General features: G+C 58.4%; 18 protein-coding genes. 14 read left to right on the top strand and 4 right to left on the bottom strand.

From position 1 onward, the window contains the following. Positions 1 to 287: 287 nt before the first annotated feature. Positions 288 to 977 carry an SDR family NAD(P)-dependent oxidoreductase gene (locus tag R84865_RS09310; RefSeq protein ID WP_435639480.1) on the bottom strand — a complete coding sequence of 230 codons (690 nt, stop codon included), beginning with the start codon at positions 975 to 977 and terminating at the stop codon, positions 288 to 290. A 165-nt stretch (positions 978 to 1,142) separates the two neighbouring features. On the opposite strand from R84865_RS09310, the gene R84865_RS09305 reads away from it, so the two are divergent. The 10 genes from R84865_RS09305 (at position 1,143) to R84865_RS09260 (ending at position 9,599) form a co-directional block, all read left to right on the top strand. Further along, positions 1,143 to 1,967 carry an urease accessory protein UreD gene (locus R84865_RS09305; protein ID WP_435639479.1) on the top strand — a complete coding sequence of 275 codons (825 nt, stop codon included), beginning with the start codon at positions 1,143 to 1,145 and terminating at the stop codon, positions 1,965 to 1,967. A 144-nt stretch (positions 1,968 to 2,111) separates the two neighbouring features. Then, positions 2,112 to 2,459, top strand: a complete 348-nt coding sequence (ureA, locus tag R84865_RS09300) for an urease subunit gamma (RefSeq protein ID WP_435631201.1) — start codon at positions 2,112 to 2,114, stop codon at positions 2,457 to 2,459. Beyond that, a complete protein-coding gene (locus tag R84865_RS09295) occupies positions 2,446 to 2,760 on the top strand; it encodes an urease subunit beta (protein ID WP_435631453.1) in 315 nt (104 codons plus the stop codon). The genes ureA and R84865_RS09295 overlap by 14 nt, the downstream gene beginning before the upstream one ends. Next, positions 2,757 to 4,466: an urease subunit alpha gene (gene ureC / locus R84865_RS09290; protein ID WP_435639478.1), complete on the top strand. Its 1,710-nt coding sequence runs from the start codon at positions 2,757 to 2,759 to the stop codon at positions 4,464 to 4,466. The genes R84865_RS09295 and ureC overlap by 4 nt, the downstream gene beginning before the upstream one ends. Positions 4,467 to 4,507: 41 nt before the next feature. Further along, entirely contained in the window at positions 4,508 to 5,005 is a 498-nt protein-coding gene (ureE, locus tag R84865_RS09285) for an urease accessory protein UreE (RefSeq protein WP_435639477.1), read from the top strand. Between the two features lie 66 nt (positions 5,006 to 5,071). Further along, positions 5,072 to 5,614, top strand: a complete 543-nt coding sequence (locus R84865_RS09280; protein ID WP_435637961.1) for a HupE/UreJ family protein — start codon at positions 5,072 to 5,074, stop codon at positions 5,612 to 5,614. After that, on the top strand, positions 5,611 to 6,285 hold the full coding sequence (locus R84865_RS09275; RefSeq protein ID WP_435639476.1) for an urease accessory protein UreF: 675 nt from the start codon (positions 5,611 to 5,613) through the stop codon (positions 6,283 to 6,285). The genes R84865_RS09280 and R84865_RS09275 overlap by 4 nt, the downstream gene beginning before the upstream one ends. A 30-nt stretch (positions 6,286 to 6,315) precedes the next feature. Then, positions 6,316 to 6,930, top strand: coding sequence for an urease accessory protein UreG (gene ureG / locus R84865_RS09270; protein ID WP_435639475.1), 615 nt, complete (start codon positions 6,316 to 6,318; stop codon positions 6,928 to 6,930). Positions 6,931 to 6,986: 56 nt separating this feature from the next. Next, positions 6,987 to 7,841 carry a glyoxylate bypass operon transcriptional repressor IclR gene (gene iclR, locus R84865_RS09265; protein WP_435639474.1) on the top strand — a complete coding sequence of 285 codons (855 nt, stop codon included), beginning with the start codon at positions 6,987 to 6,989 and terminating at the stop codon, positions 7,839 to 7,841. A 309-nt stretch (positions 7,842 to 8,150) separates the two neighbouring features. Then, a complete protein-coding gene (locus R84865_RS09260) occupies positions 8,151 to 9,599 on the top strand; it encodes an NAD-dependent succinate-semialdehyde dehydrogenase (RefSeq protein ID WP_435639473.1) in 1,449 nt (482 codons plus the stop codon). Positions 9,600 to 9,682: 83 nt separating this feature from the next. On the opposite strand, the gene R84865_RS09255 is transcribed toward R84865_RS09260, so the two are convergent. Both R84865_RS09255 and R84865_RS09250 read right to left on the bottom strand, forming a co-directional pair. After that, complete coding sequence (locus tag R84865_RS09255) at positions 9,683 to 10,189, bottom strand: YchJ family protein (protein ID WP_435639472.1); 507 nt, start codon at positions 10,187 to 10,189, stop codon at positions 9,683 to 9,685. A 20-nt stretch (positions 10,190 to 10,209) separates the two neighbouring features. Further along, on the bottom strand, positions 10,210 to 11,949 hold the full coding sequence (locus tag R84865_RS09250) for a Na+/H+ antiporter (RefSeq protein WP_435631210.1): 1,740 nt from the start codon (positions 11,947 to 11,949) through the stop codon (positions 10,210 to 10,212). Positions 11,950 to 12,503: 554 nt separating this feature from the next. Between R84865_RS09250 and R84865_RS09245 the strand changes: the two genes are divergently transcribed. Both R84865_RS09245 and R84865_RS09240 read left to right on the top strand, forming a co-directional pair. Next, positions 12,504 to 13,898 carry a CitMHS family transporter gene (locus R84865_RS09245; protein WP_435631211.1) on the top strand — a complete coding sequence of 465 codons (1,395 nt, stop codon included), beginning with the start codon at positions 12,504 to 12,506 and terminating at the stop codon, positions 13,896 to 13,898. A gap of 234 nt (positions 13,899 to 14,132) precedes the next feature. Further along, complete coding sequence (locus tag R84865_RS09240; RefSeq protein WP_435639471.1) at positions 14,133 to 15,527, top strand: DNA recombination protein RmuC; 1,395 nt, start codon at positions 14,133 to 14,135, stop codon at positions 15,525 to 15,527. Here the strand turns inward: R84865_RS09240 and R84865_RS09235 are convergent. Further along, positions 15,485 to 16,660: a glycerate kinase gene (locus R84865_RS09235; protein WP_435639470.1), complete on the bottom strand. Its 1,176-nt coding sequence runs from the start codon at positions 16,658 to 16,660 to the stop codon at positions 15,485 to 15,487. The two genes, R84865_RS09240 and R84865_RS09235, sit on opposite strands and share 43 nt — an antisense overlap. Positions 16,661 to 17,056: 396 nt before the next feature. On the opposite strand from R84865_RS09235, the gene R84865_RS09230 reads away from it, so the two are divergent. Beyond that, positions 17,057 to 17,689 carry a DUF1007 family protein gene (locus tag R84865_RS09230; protein WP_435639469.1) on the top strand — a complete coding sequence of 211 codons (633 nt, stop codon included), beginning with the start codon at positions 17,057 to 17,059 and terminating at the stop codon, positions 17,687 to 17,689. After that, positions 17,674 to 18,696, top strand: coding sequence for a nickel/cobalt transporter (locus R84865_RS09225; RefSeq protein WP_435639468.1), 1,023 nt, complete (start codon positions 17,674 to 17,676; stop codon positions 18,694 to 18,696). Before R84865_RS09230 ends, R84865_RS09225 begins: the two co-directional genes overlap by 16 nt. Positions 18,697 to 18,977 lie beyond the last annotated feature (281 nt).

Here is an 18,977-nt window from a genome sequence, read left to right as displayed (position 1 = left end):
GTTTAGCGCCGATGGTAGTGTGGGGATTCCCCATGTGAGAGTAGGTCATCGTCAGGCATTTATTCCAAACCCTCGATTGGTTAACACCAGTCGAGGGTTTTTCTTTGGCTGGAGGAAAAGCCGTACAACGCGGAAGGCGGGCCGGCGGGCGTTATTTACCGCTTCGTTTGAGTAGGGAACTGCCCTAGAGGGCCGATCGGTGAGCATTCATCGGCGGGTCCCATTCTCCCCAAACCGCTAGGGTATCGAGGCGCGTACCGCGCCTCATATGCTCGACCGTCTGGCAGTTACACCGTTGCTTCGGCCCGACAGTGAACGGGAATCTCTGCCACGCTTGCCGTGTTGGGCAAATGAATCGCTGTCGATACAAGTTCTGCGATCTCTTCCGGCTGAATGATCGCACTCAGATCCTTATGGCCAATCGATTGCCCCATATCGGTAGCGACTGGCCCAGGGCAAATGGCAGTTGTACGAATGCCGTGATCAAACCCTGCCTGGCGCAGCCCATGCGCCAATGCCAGCACTGCAAACTTGCTCACTGAGTAAGCGGAAGAACCCGCCGATGCCACCCGTTTCCCCGATAGCGATGCCATGATGATAATACGGCCTTGGCCACTTTCGCTTAACGCGCTGAAGGCAGCCTTTGCCAGTTGCTGCGGGCCGCGCACGTTTACCTTCCACATCGCGTCCAGTTCGTCGTCTTCAACCTCGATAACCGATTTCGGCACCATGATGCCCGCATTAGGAATAATCGCATCGATGCGTCCATAGTGAGCAAGCGCTGCCTCCACCCACTGCGTCTCGTTGCCCTCAAGCGCATCGTACTTGAAGGTGTGCACATCGGGATTATTTTGCCATTGTTCGCTACCACTACGAATTCCCAATGAAAGCTGCCAGCCATCACTTAATAGGCGCTGCGCAATCGCGAGACCGATGCCACGGTTCGCTCCACTGATAAGTGCGACGCGTTTTACCATTTTGCTGCCTCCTGTTGTGGTATACATTATCTTATGTGTTCATTAAGAATGAGAGGTCTAGCTACGGTACACCCTCTCGATGGCCAAGCACCATTGTGGTAAATGTGTAGCCAAACGTGACCTGCACGCGGAGACGACATCCGCTGGTAAATTAAGTGGCCTCTCTTGGATAACCAATACAATAATAGACAGCCTGAAGCAGGGTGGCGCGCGCAGCTCGAGCTTACTTTCCAGCAGCGCGCAGGCAAAACGGTGGCGGTCACAAATCGCCATGTCGGTCCGCTGTACACTCAGCGCGCCTATTATCCGGAAGGGCACCACTGCCACCTGTATCTGCTGCATCCTCCCGGCGGTGTGGTAGGGGGAGACATTCTTGCCACCCAAATTGAGCTTGAGCAGCGCGCCGGCGCTCTGCTGACCATGCCGGGGGCCACCAAGATTTATCGGAGCAGCGGGCCGTCCGCCGAACTGCGCCAGTGTTTTCGCGTTGATCCGCACTGCGCGCTCGAATGGCTCCCGCCTGGCACTATTCTGTTTGCCGGCGCTAATGCTTATATTGAGTCCGAGTATCAGTTGAGCAGCAACGCCTGTCTGGTAGCGCGAGAAACCTTCTGCTTCGGGCGTCCCGTTATGTCGGAGACATTCGATAGCGGCAGCGTTAGCACGCTACTCAGCGTAACGCTCGACGGCCAGCCGCTGCTGAAGGAGCGCATGACGGTCGACGGCAGCCTTGCTGTGCTGTCTGGCTACCCGCTACTCAGCACCTTGCTGATCTATCCCGGCAGTGAATCGTTATTGCAGCAGGTAAGGGCGCTTACTTCAGCTTATCCACATCCGGTTGGCGTCACGATGCTGGATGGGCTGCTGATTGTCAGAATGCTGGCAAATACCAATCTTGAGCTAGACGCCGCTCAGCACACCCTGTGGGCGGCGATAAGAGAGCCGCTTACCGGGCTTCGTCCAATACCTCCACGTATCTGGGCAACCTAGCTGCTGATGCGAATAACGGAACGCTTTCCAAAAACTGGCTTCCCTCCAGACAAGTATTGCAAGCGGCAGCGAAGAACATTTGGGCAAACGGTTGAAACGTTATAGTGCTCCCAGGCTAGCGAGCAACTCACAAGGACTTTTGGCATGGAATTAACGCCGCGGGAAAAAGACAAACTGCTGCTGTTTACGGCCGCGCTGGTCGCCGAACGGCGCAAGGAACGGGGGCTGAAGCTTAACTACCCCGAATCCGTTGCGCTCATCAGTGCCGCCATCTTGGAAGGCGCGCGCGAAGGCAAACGCGTGGCCGAGCTGATGGAGTCGGCGCGTCAGGTGTTAACCACCAATGACGTAATGGAAGGCGTTGCCGAGATGATTAGCGACGTACAGGTCGAAGCCACCTTTCCCGATGGCACCAAGCTGGTCACCGTCCATCAGCCTATTCTGCCCGCTGAGGATATCGTGGGCGCGGGAGGCGATGATGATTCCCGGTGAAATTCAGGTGGCGGAAGGCTCCATTGAGCTGAACCAAGATCGCCCCACGTGCCGTTTGATTGTCGAGAATCACGGCGATCGGCCCATTCAGGTGGGCTCGCATTATCACTTTCATGAAGTGAATCCAGCGCTAGTTTTCGATCGCGAGCAGGCGCGAGGCTTCCGCCTTGATATCGCGGCGGGCACTGCGTTGCGTTTCGAACCGGGACAGGCGCGCGAAATCACCCTGGTAGCGTTGTCTGGCGCGCGGCGAGTCTACGGCTTTCGCGGTGACATTCAGGGAGCATTGGAACAGCCATGAGCACACTCTCTCGCCAAGCCTATGCCGACATGTTTGGTCCCACCACCGGCGATCGAATACGGCTCGCCGACACCGACCTGTGGGTAGAAGTAGAGGACGATCTCACCACCTATGGGGAAGAGGTGAAGTTCGGCGGCGGTAAGGTCATTCGCGATGGCATGGGGCAAGGTCAGATGCCCGACGCCGAGTCGATGGATCTGGTCCTTACCAACGCGCTGATTATCGATCATTGGGGCATCATTAAAGCTGACATCGGTATCAAGCACGGCCGCATTCATTCGATTGGCAAAGCCGGTAACCCCGACATCCAGCCCAACGTGACCATCCCCATTGGCGCCAATACCGAAGTGCTGGCTGCCGAAGGGCGTATTGTGACCGCGGGCGGTATCGATGCTCATATTCACTTCATTGCTCCGCAGCAGGCGGAAGAAGCGTTGGTGTCGGGCGTAACGACCATGATTGGCGGTGGTACTGGCCCTGCTACCGGCACCAATGCCACCACCTGCACGCCAGGGGCATGGAATATTTCGCGCATGCTGCAAGCCGCCGACACGCTAATGGTTAACGTTGGCCTGCTGGGTAAAGGCAATAGTTCGAATCCGCAAGCGCTGCACGAGCAGGTTGCCGCCGGCGTGGTGGGGCTAAAGCTGCACGAGGATTGGGGCTCAACGCCTGCCGCCATCGACTGCTGCATGAGTGTCGCCGAGCAGGAGGATATCCAGGTAGCAATTCATACCGATACCCTCAACGAAGGCGGCTTTGTTGAAGACACCCTCGCCGCCATCGGTGATCGCACTATTCACACCTTCCACACCGAAGGGGCAGGGGGCGGCCACGCGCCAGATATTATCAGTGCGTGTCGGCTGCCGAACATTCTGCCTTCATCGACCAACCCTACGCTGCCTTATACCGTTAACACGGTAGATGAGCATCTCGATATGCTGATGGTGTGCCACCACCTCGATCCCAGCATTCCCGAGGATGTCGCCTTCGCTGAATCTCGTATTCGCCGCGAAACCATCGCTGCCGAAGATATCCTGCACGATATCGGGGCCTTCGCGATGACCTCCTCCGACTCTCAGGCAATGGGGCGAGTTGGCGAAGTGGTAATGCGCACTTGGCAGGTGGCACACAAGATGAAGCTTCAGCGTGGCACGCTGCCTGAAGATAGCGCCCGGTCTGGCGCCGATAACTTCCGTGTGAAGCGCTACATTGCCAAATACACCATCAACCCCGCCATTACCCATGGCATTGCGCACGAAGTTGGCTCTATCGAAGTGGGCAAACTGGCTGATCTGGTGTTGTGGGATCCAGCATTCTTCGGCGTGAAGCCTGCGGCTATCGTGAAGGGCGGCATGATTGCAATGGCGCCCATGGGCGATATCAACGCATCGATTCCCACGCCGCAGCCGGTGCACTATCGGCCTATGTTTGGCGCACGCGGCGACGCGCGTCATGCAACGCGCATGACCTTTATTTCCCAGCGAGCCAGCGCGCTGAACGTGCCCGCCGAGTTAGGGCTGAAAAGCTTGGTAGGCGTCGCGCAACGCTGCCGGCATGTGCGCAAAAGCGATATGGTGCACAACAACCTGACGCCCGATATCAGCGTCGATGCGCAAACCTACCAAGTGCGTGCCAACGGTGAACTGCTGACCTGCGAACCCTTGGCGGAAGTGCCGATGGCGCAGCGCTATTTTCTGTTCTGAATGCGCCCCTTATTACCACCCATTGATGCAGAGAAGTGCTTATGCTGCTTTTGACTCAACGTGCTGCCGACACCGGCGACCATGATACCGCCACGGTGGTGCTCGATTTTCATACCCGGCTGAAAAGCCGAGCGCGCATTGTGCTCGACGACGGCCGTGAAGCGGGCCTTACGCTCGAACGCGGTAAGCTGCTGCGCGGTGGAGAAGTGCTGACCGACGCGCAAGGCGTGGAGCGCGTGCGTATTGTTGCCGCTAACGAAAGCGTGTCACAGGTGACTAGTAATGACCCGCTGCTGTTCGCGACGGCTTGCTATCATCTTGGCAATCGCCACGTGCCGCTACAGATCGAAGCAGGACATCTCGCCTACCAGCACGACCATGTGCTCGACGATATGGTGCGTGGGCTAGGGCTTGAGGTAATCACTACCCAAGCGCCCTTCGAGCCGGTGTCAGGGGCCTACGAAGGCGGCGGTTACAGCCACGCCCATGGCCATGACCATGCACACGGGCATCACCACGACCATCATGGGCACCATTAGCATTGACTGCCTACTTACGAAAGCGCTGAAGTAACGCATTAGCCAGTTACCTCGACAGGAAAAACAATGAAAACAATCATCGCACTGCTACTGCTGGGCATCGCCTCACCCGTCTTCGCGCATCCAGCGCTGGGGCCCGAAACCTTTTACACCGGCTTCCTGCATCCGCTGACGGGGGCGGATCACCTGCTAATGCTCTCGGGGGCGGGAGTGCTGGCAGCCTTGGGGCGTTCTCCCCGGCTTTACATGGGCTGTGTCCTGGCCGCGATGGTGGTGGGGGCGCTGTTCGGACGCATTAGTGGACCTTTCCAGGGCATGGAGAGCGTGATTCTGGTATCGATGTTTGTCGTCGGGGCCATCATCATTATCGCGCGGGGTAGCGCTGCACGTTGGGCGATTCCGGTACTGGCGCTGGCGCATGGCTGGGCGCATGGCGTCGAAGGCAACAATGACGGATTCTTGTCGTTCGGTGTGGGGTTCGTGATCTCCAGCAGCCTGATTCTGCTGGTTGGCTTCGTGCTCGGTAGCCTGCTCAGGCGTCACCCGCTCGTTCGCAAACTGTGCGGGGTGGGCTGGATCGCCGCCGCGATGGCAGTCGTGTCGGGATGACCTTGCTGACACAGCTACGCATGCTGCAATTGGCGAGTCCCTCGCTGCCGGTGGGCGGGTTTACCTACTCACAAGGGCTTGAGTGGGCCGTTGAGGCGGGCTGGGTCACTGATGTGGCTAGTTTTAAAGAGTGGCAGCAGTTGCAGTTGGAGCAGGTGCTTATACGCCTGGATATTCCAATCTTGCGCAGGCTCTATGCTGCGGTTTTCCAGCATGATGTGGTGGCATTTCGCTACTGGAGCGCTGAGTTGATTGCTCATCGTGAAACAGCGGAGCTGCGGCGCGAAGAACAGCAGCGGGGAGCCGCCATGCTGCGGGTGCTGGACGGATTGCAGATCGCACCCGAGCAGCCCGAGTGGCGTCAGGCCATCGCGCTGTCGCAGCTGGGTGGATTGAGCTGGGCGGCGGGGCAATGGCAGCTTCCTCTCGATCAGGTGACGCTGATTTGGAGCTACGGCTGGCTTGAAAACGCAGTGATGGCTGGCGTTAAGCTGGTGCCCTTTGGGCAACAGGCAGCACAATCGCTATTGGCCGACTTCAGCGACGAACTGGCCTCGCGGTTGCCTGACGCGGCAACGCTGGGCGATCAGCAGATTGGCGGTAGCCTGCCATTAATGGCTATTGCCTCGGCACGCCACGAAACACAACACACGCGCTTGTTCCGTTCCTAGCGCTCGGCAATAACGTTAGAGGAAAACTCAATGCCAGACTATCAACAGCCCCTTCGTATTGGCATCGGCGGTCCCGTGGGCTCAGGAAAAACCGCGCTGCTTGAGATGTTGTGCAAGGCCATGCGCGATAGCTATCAGTTGGCGGTAGTGACCAACGATATCTACACCAAGGAAGACCAGCGTATTCTCACCGAAGCAGGTGCTTTGCCTGCCGAGCGCATTATCGGTGTTGAAACCGGCGGTTGCCCGCACACCGCCATTCGTGAAGATGCTTCGATGAACCTCGCGGCCGTCGAGTCGCTAAGTGCGCAGTTTGGCAACCTGGACGTGGTGTTTGTCGAGAGCGGTGGCGACAATCTGAGTGCGACCTTCAGCCCTGAACTGGCCGATCTGACCATTTATGTGATCGACGTGGCCGAGGGGGAGAAGATTCCGCGCAAGGGCGGGCCTGGCATCACCCGCTCCGATTTCCTGGTCATCAACAAGATTGATCTTGCGCCCCACGTTGGCGCCTCGCTCGAGGTGATGGCGGCAGATACCGACCGTATGCGCCCTGAGCGCCCTTGGGCATTTACCAACCTGAAAACGGCGGAAGGGCTTGATAAAGTGATCGCCTTTATCGAGCATGCAGGAATGCTGCGCTAACACCGCGACAGCCGCTGTATTCTCCGCGCTCGTTGCCTTTGTTCAGGACGCCAACCGTGCCTACTTCCTCTCGCCGTAACCTATCGTCGCGCAGCTCCGCTGGAGGTGCCAGCCAACCGTCAGGGCAGGTACAGTCGCTGTCGCGGGGTCTGACGCTGCTTGAATTCATTGCCGATGCCCACGGCAGTATCAGCCTGACGGACTTGGCGCAGCGTGCAGGACTCGCCAATTCGACTACTCACCGCCTGCTCTCAACGCTGGCGCAGCACGGCTTTGTGCGCCAGATGGGCGATCAGGGCTTGTGGACGATTGGCGCGCGCGCTTTTACTGTCGGCGCGAGCTTTCTGGATGGTCGTAACCTGCTCGCCATGGTGCATCCTCACCTGCGTGAACTGATGGAGCGCTCTGGCGAAACGGTCAATCTGGCGGTGGTTGATCACGCCACCTTCGACGCCATTATTATCGATCAGGTGCAGTGCGACCAACTGATGCGGATGTCGGCATCGATTGGCGGCACGCTACCAATGCACGCGTCAGGGGCTGGCAAGGCCCTGCTCTCAACGCTGAAGGATGACTACCTCACCCGTTTGCTCCACCGCAAAGGCATGCACGCATTCACGCCGCACACCCTGACCACTCCGCAGCCGTTGAAGGACAATCTGGCGCTGATTCGCAAGCGCGGTTTTTCCTATGACGACGAAGAACACGCACTCGGGCTACGCTGTGTGGCGGCCTGTTTGTTCAACGAATATCGCGAGCCGTTTGCGGCGCTGTCGATCTCGGGGCCGGGATCGCGCATCACCGACGACCGCGTGGTTGAGCTGGGCGCGCTTGTCATCAATGCAGCACGCGAGCTAACGCGCCAGTGGGGCGGTAGCGCGCCGGGGCCTTCCGATTACTACCGCGCCTAGCACGCTGCGATATCTCTCGCGTTTTATGCAGATCCTGTGAACGGCGGGGCGCTCAACGCCGTGTCTAACGCGTGATTGTCTACAGTCCAGCAGTCCGTAGAGCCGGCAGGTGCGCTGGCGTTGGAGCGTCTCGCATGCTGCTGCGACCTTTAGATGTTGATTTTTTCCTTAATAAACTCACTACCGCACTATATGATGGAAACATCGTAGCAGGCTGAGTGTGGTGGTCTGCCTAAGCATTCCTTTTATCCTCGAGTATCGCGAAGGCGCCTCCATCCAAACACTCTGCCCCATCCCAAGGAGCCGGCAATGAGTAACGATGTGCAGTATCCGAACGTGCAGCTTTATATCGATGGCCAATGGTGCGACGCGGCTGGCGGCAAAACGCTGGATATCGTCAACCCTGCCACCGAGCAGGTGATTGGCCAGCTCGCCCACGCTGAACAAGTCGATCTTGATCGTGCGCTGGAGGCGGCTGAGAAAGGATTCGAGGTATGGCGTAAAACCTCAACATTGGAACGCTACAAAATCATGCGTCGCGCAGCCGAACTGTTGCGTGAACGCGTTGATCGTATCGCTGCGCTGATGTCGCAGGAGCAGGGTAAGCCGCTCGATCAGGCCAAGGCTGAAACCCTCGGTGCGGCCGATACCATCGATTGGTTCGCCGAAGAAGGCCGGCGCGCCTATGGTCAGGTGGTTCCGTCGCGTGATTTCGACGTGCAGCAGCTTACCATCAAGCAGCCGGTGGGCCCGGTAGCGGCCTTCACGCCCTGGAACTTCCCGATCAACCAGGTAGTGCGCAAGCTGTCGGCAGCGGTAACGACGGGCTGCTCGATTATCGTCAAGGCGCCGGAAGAAACGCCTGCCTCTCCGGCGGAGCTGATTCGTGCCTATGCCGATGCGGGTGTGCCTGCGGGCGTCATCAATCTCGTTTACGGTGTACCGGCCGATATTTCCGAATATCTGATTCCGCACCCGACCATTCGCAAGATTTCGTTCACAGGCTCAACACCAGTGGGCAAACATCTTGCGGCACTGGCGGGCCAGCACATGAAAAAAGTGACCATGGAACTGGGCGGCCACGCGCCAGTGATCATCTGTGACGATGCTGATGTCGAACTGGCAGCGAAAGAGATGGCACTGGCCAAGTTCCGCAACTGCGGTCAGGTGTGTATTTCGCCTACGCGCTTTTTGATTCAGGAAGGCGTATACGACAAGTTTATCGATCTGTTCGTCAAAGAGGTCGAGAAAGCGAAGGTCGGCGCCTGGAACGAAGAGGGTGTTACCATAGGTCCCTTGGCCAACGAACGCCGCGGACCGGTGCTGTCGAAGCTGGTCGAGGACGCCAGCCAGCGTGGGGCCAAGGTGCTCACTGGCGGCAAAGCCATTGAAGGCACTGGCTACTTCTTCGAGCCCACCGTATTGGCGCAGGTGCCAGTAGAGGCCGATATCATGACTGAAGAGCCGTTTGGTCCGATTGTGATTGCCAACAGCTTCAAAACGCTGGATGACGCGATCACCGAGGCCAATCGGTTGCCCTACGGGCTTGCGGCTTATGCTTATACCAATGGCTTCAGCAATGCCCAGCGCATTGGTCGCGATGTCGAAACCGGTATGCTTACCCTTAACCACAACGGGCTGTCTATTCCGGAAGTACCGTTCGGTGGCGTGAAGGATTCGGGTTACGGCACCGAAGGCGGTAGCGAAGCGATCGAAGCCTATCTGGTGACCAAACTGGTGACGCAGAAAGCGCTTTGATTCAGCGCTAGGCACGCCTGAAAAAAAAGGGGCTCCCGCATTGGCGGGAGCCTCTTTTGTTTTGTCGAACGATCAGAAAGGTATCAGGCGGCGCAGCAACGCTTGTACTTTTTACCGCTGCCACACGGGCAGGGCGCATTGCGTGAAGGCGCGGGCGCAACGCTAGTCGGGACAATAGTGCCGCTTAAATAAAACCAGCGCCCCGATTCGCGAATAAACCGCGAGCGCTCCTGCAGGCACTCTCTCTCGGCGGGCTGATGAGCGTGTCCCGGCGTCGAAAAGTGAGCGCGAAACTCGACCCTGGCCTTGTCGCCCTGCTGGTGACTGTCGAGAATTTCCAGACCGTGCCAATCGACATCACGTCGCGAGAGCGTGGCGGCATCCAGCTGTGCTTTCTCACTGGCGCTATCGTGCCAGGTATCCAGCAGGTACTCGCCGAGTCCTCCAAGCGCAAAGGCGCTGTAGCGTGATCGCATTAGCGCTTCTGCCGACTCGGCCACTGCATCGTTGCGATGCAGCGGCTCACAGCATTCCGAATAAGCGCGCCCGCTCTGGCAAGGGCAATCGCCAACGTTAGGGTGCGACGTCATGGGGGCTGCGCTCCTTCTGCTTAGTGACCGCCGTCATCGAGGTCGGCCTGCAGTGCTGTCTCGCGCAGGTCGAGCTCGCGTACCAGCTTGCGTAGCACCGCATCGTTGATGCGATTGTGGTTGCGCAGGTTGTAGTACTCGGAGCGCTCTGCATGCAGCGCCTGCTTCATTAGCTGAAGCCACACTTGGTGGTTATAGCTGGAGCGCACGGCTTCGTCGTCGTCGGAGCCCTGCTGTTGGTCAGCGATACGTTCGCGATACGCGTTCATAAGCTGAGTACTTTGCTCTGCATAGACCAGAATACGGTCGTCCTTGCTCTTCACGTCAGCAGCGCTGGAGGTAGGACTAGCCGCATGGGGCTGCTCAGCATTGGTGGCTTCTACCCAATCATGGCGGCACTGCTCGATATGGCGAATCGCTGCCTCGGCAGCCCGCCGGCGTGCCCATGATTCCTCGCGATCTTCGCTGGTATCGCGGGGAAGGTCGAGATTCTTGAGCAGCATCGGCAGCCCAATACTGCCGCCAAGCAAGGTGAGCAGAATCACCCCAGTGGCGATGAAAATCAGCAGGTCGCGTGCCGGGAACGGCGATCCATCTAGCAAGGTTTGCGGAAACGAGAGCGCCGCTGCCAGGGTGATGGTGCCGCGAATACCGGCGAGCGTGGTAACAAATGAAAGACGAATCGGGAAAGGGGGGATTTCCTTGCCCTTGATGCGTTTCAGGGTACGGGAAGTGACCAGCGCCAGCGTAACCCACAGGAAGCGCATCACCATCAACGCGAGCGTTACGACCAGCACGTATCCACACAGGGTGGAGAGCTGCCAATAGCCACCGCCGCCATGAGTGGACTCATGGATAGCGCCGCCAATAATGCTGGGCAGCTGGAAGCCGAGCAGCAGGAACACCAGCGAGTTCAGCACGAACTCGATCATCTCCCACATGCTGCGCGTTTTAAGGCGCGTCTGGATCTGATCCTGCCGTTTGAGGTCGGTGTAGTTGACCATCAGGCCTGCGGCAACGGCGGAAAGGATTCCCGACATGCCGAAGTGCTCGGCCAAAAAGTACACCGCAAACGGTAACAGCAGTTGCAGCAGTACAATCTGGGTCGCTGATTTTTCACCGCCGTGGCGGTCGATCAGTCGCGTACGTACTTGACTGAATAGCCACGCACAGACTGCCCCAAGCAGTAGTCCGCCGAAGGCGATGAAGACGAAGCTGGTGGATGCCTGCTTGACGGAAAAGGCGCCGGTTAACGCCGCAGCCACTGCAAACTTGAACGCCACCAGGCCCGATGCGTCGTTCATCAGCGACTCGCCTTCGAGCACGCGCATCAGTCGCGGCGGAACTGGCAAGCGGCCTGAAATGGCAGATACCGCTACGGCATCGGTAGGCGATAGCACCGCTGCCAGCGCCAGCGCAATGGGCAGCGTAATGGCGGGGATCAGCCAGTTGATGAGATAGCCCACGGCAATCACGGTGACCAGCACCAGGCCGAAGGCGAGCGCTAGTATCTGCTTGCGCAGCGCCATTAGCTCACGTTGGGGAAATCGTCGTGCATCGGAGAACAGCAGCGGGGCGATGAACAGCAGCAGGAATAGCTCTGGCTCGAGGTCGACGTGAATACCCTGAGCAGGCCACGCCAGTACGGCGCCGAAGGCTATCTGAACGAGCGGTGTAGGCAGCGATGGCAAGAATCTGGCCGCGATACCAGTGGCAGAAGCGATAAACAGCAGTGTCAGAACAAGATAAGTAGTTTCCATGCGTAGCCAGCTTCACGGGTGTATCAGGGGAGCGCAATCACCATTACCTGTAGCACGCCAAGTGTTCATCAGGTGAGTGATTGCCTGTGGGGTTCCCGGCTCGAACAATGCTTCTCGACTGTATCAAACGACGCGCCACGGTGCAGGAAAAGGTGCCGTGCATGGCACGATCGTCGAATGTTGAGCGTGGAGCAATATTACCACGAGTCAGTTTTAGCGAGTGTTTTTCACTGTAGCGTTTTTGTCGGAGGTGTTCAGCTTGCGCTCAGCTTTTTAAGCGCCCTGATAGTTTCCGCGAGTGCGCCAGTGGTCCGCTTCGCCACATTCAATGGTCGAATGCCGGCCTCCATTGTCGACAGCTTTTGTCGCTCAGTAAGGCGTCAGAAAAGCCCGTTTTAGCAGGCCGGAACAGCACTATTCAGCAACGGACGCCGCAAATGCACTCACTCATTGCGCTGCCCGGCCCGCTCCCCCTTTGGTATAGACGCCGTATCCTGATTCTCGTCGCATGGTTAAGGTCGCTGCTGATTAAAACTAGAAAAGGTGCGGAGAAGATGCTGACAATCGTGGGTTTGGCCATCATCGCGGTGATCGTGGCGGCGCTGCTTACCGAAAAGCTGAGTCCGGTGGTAGCGCTGAGTGTGGTGCCGGTGATTGGTGCGCTTATTGCGGGCTTCTCGCTGAGCGAGATTGGCGAATTTTTCGAAGCGGGTATTGGTAAGGTCGCGAATGTTGCCTTCATGTTTATGTTCGCAGTGCTGTTTTTCAGCATCATGAAAGATAGCGGTGTGTTCGATCCGATTGTTAATGGCGTCATCAAGCTAACGCGCGGCAACGTGATTCTGGTCGCCATGATGACGCCGCTGCTCGCCGCGATTGTGCATCTCGACGGCTCTGGGGCCGCCACCTTCCTGATTATCATTCCCGCGCTGCTACCGCTTTATCAGCGACTGGGCATGCGTCCGGTGCTGATGCTAATGCTTGCGGCGCTGTCGATGGGCGTGATGAACATGGTGCCGTGGGGTGGGCCGATAGGTCGCGCAGCGGCGGTGACCGGGGTAAGCCCAACCGCGCTGTGGCATGACCTGCTACCGGTGCAACTGCTGGGAGTGGCGGGTGCGATGGTAGTGGCGGCTGCTTACGGTTATAGAGAGCAGCGCCTGATCAAGCGCAATCGTGTGGCGATGCCCTATATCGATGGCCAACTGCCCATTCCCGCAGAAGCGGTAAGCAAGGTAAGTTGGCGTACCGGTTTTCTGCCTAATCTGAAGCGTTTGCAGCGACGCGCAGTAGTGCAATACAGCGGCGTTGATATGAGCACGCCCGCAGCGGGTATGCCGCGCCATTTCTGGCCCAATGTGGTGCTGATTCTAATCGTGATTGCGCTGCTGGCGAATGGTGTACTGCCGCCAGCGCTGGTGTTTATGCTGGCGCTTAGCCTCTGTTTTGCGATCAACGTGCGCAAGCCTTCCGATCAAGCGGCGATTATCAAGCGCCATGCCCCTCAGGCGTTCAATATGGGCGCTATTATCGCGGCTGCGGGCGTGTTCCTGGGGATTCTCGATAAAGGCGGAATGCTCTCTTCCATTGCGCGCGATATCACCTCGCTGATGCCAGCAGAGGCCTTGGGGTGGGTGCATGTGGTGGTGGGAATTTTCGGCGTGCCGTTGGACATGCTGACCAGCACCGATGCCTATTACTTCGCCATTTTGCCGGTTGTGCAGGAAATTACCTCGCCCGCAGGCATTGATGCCAAATCAGTGGTGTATGCGCTCGCCATTGGCAACAACGCAGGAACCTTCGTAAGCCCGTTTGCGCCAGCAGTGTGGCTGGCGGTAGGGCTTTCCGGAGTGTCGATGGGTAAGCACCTGAAGTTCTCGTTTCCGATCGTGTGGCTGTTCAGCCTCTACTTGCTGTTACTCGGCGGGCTGATGGGGCTTTACTTCTAACCAGCGTGTGATCGACCCAATAAACTCATCTTTCGCTTTTGGCACCCAAGGCATCGTTGTGACGGCGCTTGGGTGCCTTTTTGTTTGGTCTTCTGCTCGACGATGTGGCGTTGTCCGCGGCTACCCTAAGCTTGTGCGGCCCGTGATGGTGCTATCGCTTAGCGGAAGGCACCTCGCTAATCATGCATTCCACGCGATGATCGTTATACTGAGCGCTCATGCAAGGAGAGTGGAATGGCAGAAGCACACATGATGCTGGTGCTAGTGGGCGTGTTAGCACTGCTCATTGGCGCGTTGATTGGGGCATTGCTGGCACGCAGCGGACCGTTGGGTACGCTGAAGGAACAGCAAGCGCGCTATGCAGAGGTCGAACAAGCGCTTACCGCGAGCCGCGACGCCCATCATGAGGCTGAGCGTTTTCTTGCCGAGCGCGAAGCGCTGTTGGAGCGAGAGCGTGACCACACCGCGACGCTGGCCCAGCAGCGCCAGCAGCTCGAGCAGGACAGCGCGCGTTTGCGCAGTCGTGTGTCCGAGCTTGAAACGTCGCTGAAAAAGGACCAGGCGCACTATCAGGAGCGTGTTGCGCTGCTCGAGCAGGCCCGCGATCAGCTGAAAGCCGAATTCCAGCAACTTGCGGGCAAGATATTCGACGAACGCAGCCAGCGCTTCTCCACCCAAAGTCGTGCCGATCTGACCGCTATGCTTACGCCGCTGCGGGAGCAGTTGCAGGAGTTCCGCACGCGTCTTGAGGGCATCAACGAGAAGGATATCCAGCGCCAGTCGAGCTTGCGCGCACAGCTCGAGCAACTGGGCGCGCTTAATCGCCAGATCAGTGAGGATGCCACCAACCTGACCAAGGCGCTCAAGGGCGACAGCAAGATGCAGGGGCAGTGGGGCGAGCTGATGCTAGAAACCGTGCTTGAGCGTTCGGGGCTGCGCAAGGGTATCGAGTATCAGCGCGAAGTGGCCTTTACCACCGAAGAGGGGCGTCGGCGTCCCGATGCGATTATCAAACTGCCCGAGCAGCGCCATTTGGTGGTTGATGCGAAGGTGTCGCTGCATGCCTATGGCGACTATATCGCCGCTGAAGACGATGCCGCTCGGGCGGCCGCGCTGCGTCGCCATTTGCGCTCGGTGCGGGCCCATATGGAGGGACTGGCGGGCCGCGATTATGCGCGCCTGCCGGGGCTTAACTCACCCGACATGGTGTTTATGTTCATGCCGATTGAGGCGGCCTTTTCGCTGGCCTTCGAGCATGACGACCAGCTCTTCCACGATGCGTTTTCACGCAATGTGGTGATTGTGACGCCGACCACGCTGCTGGCAAGCCTGCGCACGGTTGCCAATCTGTGGCGTCTTGAGCAGCACAACGAAAATGCGCGACTGATCGTGAAACGCGGCGAGATGCTGCTTGATAAGTTTGTCGGCTTCGTCGACAGCATCCACGATATTGGCACTCACTTGGCGCGGGCGAATGCGAGCCAGCAACAGGCGCTCAAACGCTTGTCAGATGGGCAGGGCAGCTTGGTCAGTCAGGCTCAGGCGCTTAGCCGATTGGGCGTACGTAGTAAAAAGCAGCTACCGTCCTACGACGCTGACGGTGAGGAAGATGATACCGAAACACCTTGAGCTGCCTGCCATAAACGGGTGATCTCTTCGGCGCGACTGGCAAGCGCTGCGGCGGTTTTGGGCAGTACGTCCTCAAGCGATGCCGGGCCATCGGCGAGCGCAAAGGCCGCAGTGATCCCTTCCGCGTGCGCATCCTGCCAGCCGTCTCCCAGCTTCCCTACCAGCGCCACGCAGGGAATGCCATGCTTTTGCGCCAGGCGCGCAACGCCCACCGGGGTTTTGCCGCCGAGACTTTGCGCATCCAGGCCGCCTTCGCCCACAATCACCAATTGGGCGTTGGGCAGTAACGTTTCAAAGTTCAGCACCTCAGTGACGAGTTCTATACCGGGGCGCAGCTCAGCATTTAGAAACGCACTGGCAGCGAAGCCCATGCCACCAGCTGCGCCAGCCCCAGCTACGCGACTGTCGTCACGGCCTACCGCTTGCTTGCTGATATCAGCCAACTGTTGCAGCGCACGGTCCAGCTCGGCGACGGTGCTCTCGCTGGCCCCCTTCTGCGGGCCAAATACCGCACTGGCTCCGTGCTCACCGGTTAGCGGATTATTAACGTCGACCGCTGCTTGCACGTTGACCCGCTGCAAGCGTGGGTCGAGTCCCGATAGGTCGATCTCTGCCAAATGAGCAAGGGCGGCACCGCCGGCCGGCAGTGGGTTGCCTTCGCTATCGAGAAAACGCGCGCCCAATGCACTCAGCATGCCGGTTCCGCCGTCGTTGGTGGCACTACCGCCCAGCGTCAGTATCAAATGATCGATATGGTGGTCGAGGGCCGCGCGAATCAGCTCTCCTACCCCGTAGGTAGTGGTGATGCGGGCATCTCGCTCGGCGTGGCTAAGCTGCTGTAGACCAGCGGCTTCCGCCAGCTCGACAATGGCGGTGCGGGCGCCATCGCGATCAATCAGCCCCCATTTTGCAGTGGTTGCGCGTCCGAGAGCGTCCTGGACGCTCAATTGCTGCGCCTCAGCGCCAGAGGCATGCAGAATAGCTTCCAAGGTCCCCTCGCCACCGTCGCCCAATGGGCAAAGGCAGGTGGTAGCATCTGGGTTGCCACGTTTAATGCCCTCAGCGATTGCGGCGGCTGCATCGCTGGCGGCAAGGGCGTCCTTATAGCTGTCTGGAGCAATGACGACGCGCATAGATCGTGTCCTTAAACGTTAAGTGTTAATTAATCTTTAGCACAAAGCAGCAACGCTCTCCCAGTGATGCATAAAATCTTCAACATCACTACGGGTAATTGGGCTGCGAGAACCATCGCTAGATAGCTGCTGAACATGAACATGACGGGGGCTGGCAGCCATTTAGTGACCAATGAATGAAGGCGCACGTTTCAATAGTGCAATATTTGTGATGGATTCATATGCGGCGTTAGTCGTTAAAAAAACAAATCTGCGAGAATAGCGTTCTAGCGCTCTGCCTTTAGCGGACGGGAGGGGCGAAGGGTCAATACATCAACGATTGTGGGTGGCGGCATTATGTTCGGGTTGAGAAACGTTATACTGTATCATATTGTGATAAAGCCAAGGCGCTCGCTAATGGCAGCCCTAGGCACTGCATTGCTGGCAGCGGTTTGTTCGACGGCCAGCGCACACCCGCACAGCTGGGTTGATTACCGCACCGAGGTACATTTCAACGACAGCGGCCAAGTCACATCGCTACGTGAAGTGTGGCGCATGGATCCCATGTACAGCATGTCACTGATCGAGGAAATGCAACGCGATGGCGAAGCGGGCCAGCAGCGCTTGGCCGCTGACGTGAAGCGAACCCTTTCGAAGAGCCATTACCTGACTCATCTATTCAGTGGTGAGCCCAAAGCGAAGGAGCTTCCCATCGGTAAGGTAAAGCCGCCCAGCGTTGAGCAGTCGGGCCAGCACATCATTATCAGCTTCGAGGTGCCGCTGAAGAAACCGCAGTCGGTGAGCGAAAAGCAGCCGTTTTCCTATCAAGTGTACGACAGCACTTATTACGTCGAATTTTTACACGATCCCGACGACATTCCGATCGACCTTGTTAATGCGCCGAGCGGCTGCTCCGCGCAGGTCAAGTCTGCCGACCCTGATCCCATGCTGGTGGCCAAGGCCGCGATGATTGATCAGCAGGGGCAGGCCCCGGATGGGCTCGGGCGTTTCTTCAGTGATACAGGAGTGGTGACATGTCGCGGCGAGTAGGTGTGATTGCCGCACTGGTCGTGGTGGCAATAGTGCTGTTGTGCTGTTTGCCATGGTTTGACCACCTTTACGGCAACTTCATTATCAAGGTGATGAGCTGGCAGCGACACTTTCACCGCCAGTTGGTCGGTCACTTCGTCTCCTTTACGCAACTGCCTTCAGCCACGCTAGCGACCGCGCTGGCGCTGTTGAGTTTTGGTTATGGGGTATTTCACGCTGCAGGGCCCGGTCATGGTAAGGCCGTTATCACCAGCTATCTGGCCACGCAGCAGCGCCATGTGGGTAGAGGCGTAGCACTCTCGATGCTGGCTGCGCTGTTGCAGGGCGTAGTCGCCATTGCGGTGGTGTCGGTGCTGGTGCTGGGACTCGGGTTCGCAACCTTGCGCGCTGTCGCGAGCACGCGCTATCTGGAGCTGCTGAGCTTCGCGCTAGTCATGGCCTTGGGGCTTTGGCTCATGGTGCGCGCATGGCGCAAGCTGCAGCGCTTGAAGCAGCCGCCAGCGCGCTTTGCGGGGCTGCAATGGCAGGCCCGGCCGGCAGGCCTTAATGCTCCGCTAGCGCAGGGCAGCGCGATGCCTATTGCGGGGGAAGCGTGCCACTGCTGCGGTGGGCATCATGTTGATACCACCGAGCTCGGCGTGAGTTGGCGCGACGACTTGCTCGCGGTGCTGGCAATGGGCATGCGCCCTTGCAGCGGGGCGCTGTTGGTACTGGGCGTCGCGGCACTGATGGGACAGTGGCTGATAGGCGTGCTGGCGGTGCTAGCGATGGCGGTGGGTACCGGCCTTACTGTGTCGCTGTTGGCGGTACTGACGGTGTTCGCACGCACGCTGGTGCTTCGTTTGATGGCAGGCAAAGCAGCCCCGCGACAGCAGCAGTGGGCGATGGCTGGATGCTGGGTAGCCTTGGCCGGCGGCGCGGTGCTGGTGCTGGTAGGAGGGTCGCTGGTGTGGGCTGCGTGGCATGCTAGCGCAGCGGGTTCGGTGCTTGGTTTCCAGACATCCTGAACGGCTGCGGTGCGCTTAGATGGCCGTCGGCAGGCGTTCATCGGCGGATGGGTTGTTGATGAACATGGCAAGGAAGCGCTGCGCTAATAGCAGCGCATGTTTAGGAACATCAGGTTCAGGTTTGTTTTGGAAAAATCGGCCAGCGCTCGCGCGGGTTTCAGAAAGGCGCTAACAGCGCTGTCGAGGCAACTTTTGCCGGCGGATTGGGGAAGATCCTAAGCTGAATATAAGCGATAGGTCTAAGCTCAATAAAATTGATAAACGTTCTCATCTATTGTTTA

Origin of the sequence: Carnimonas bestiolae (assembly GCF_051251145.1) — a bacterium.
Classification (GTDB): domain Bacteria; phylum Pseudomonadota; class Gammaproteobacteria; order Pseudomonadales; family Halomonadaceae; genus Carnimonas; species Carnimonas bestiolae.
Note: the sequence above shows the minus strand (reverse complement) of the source record. Positions and strands in the feature narration are given on the sequence as shown.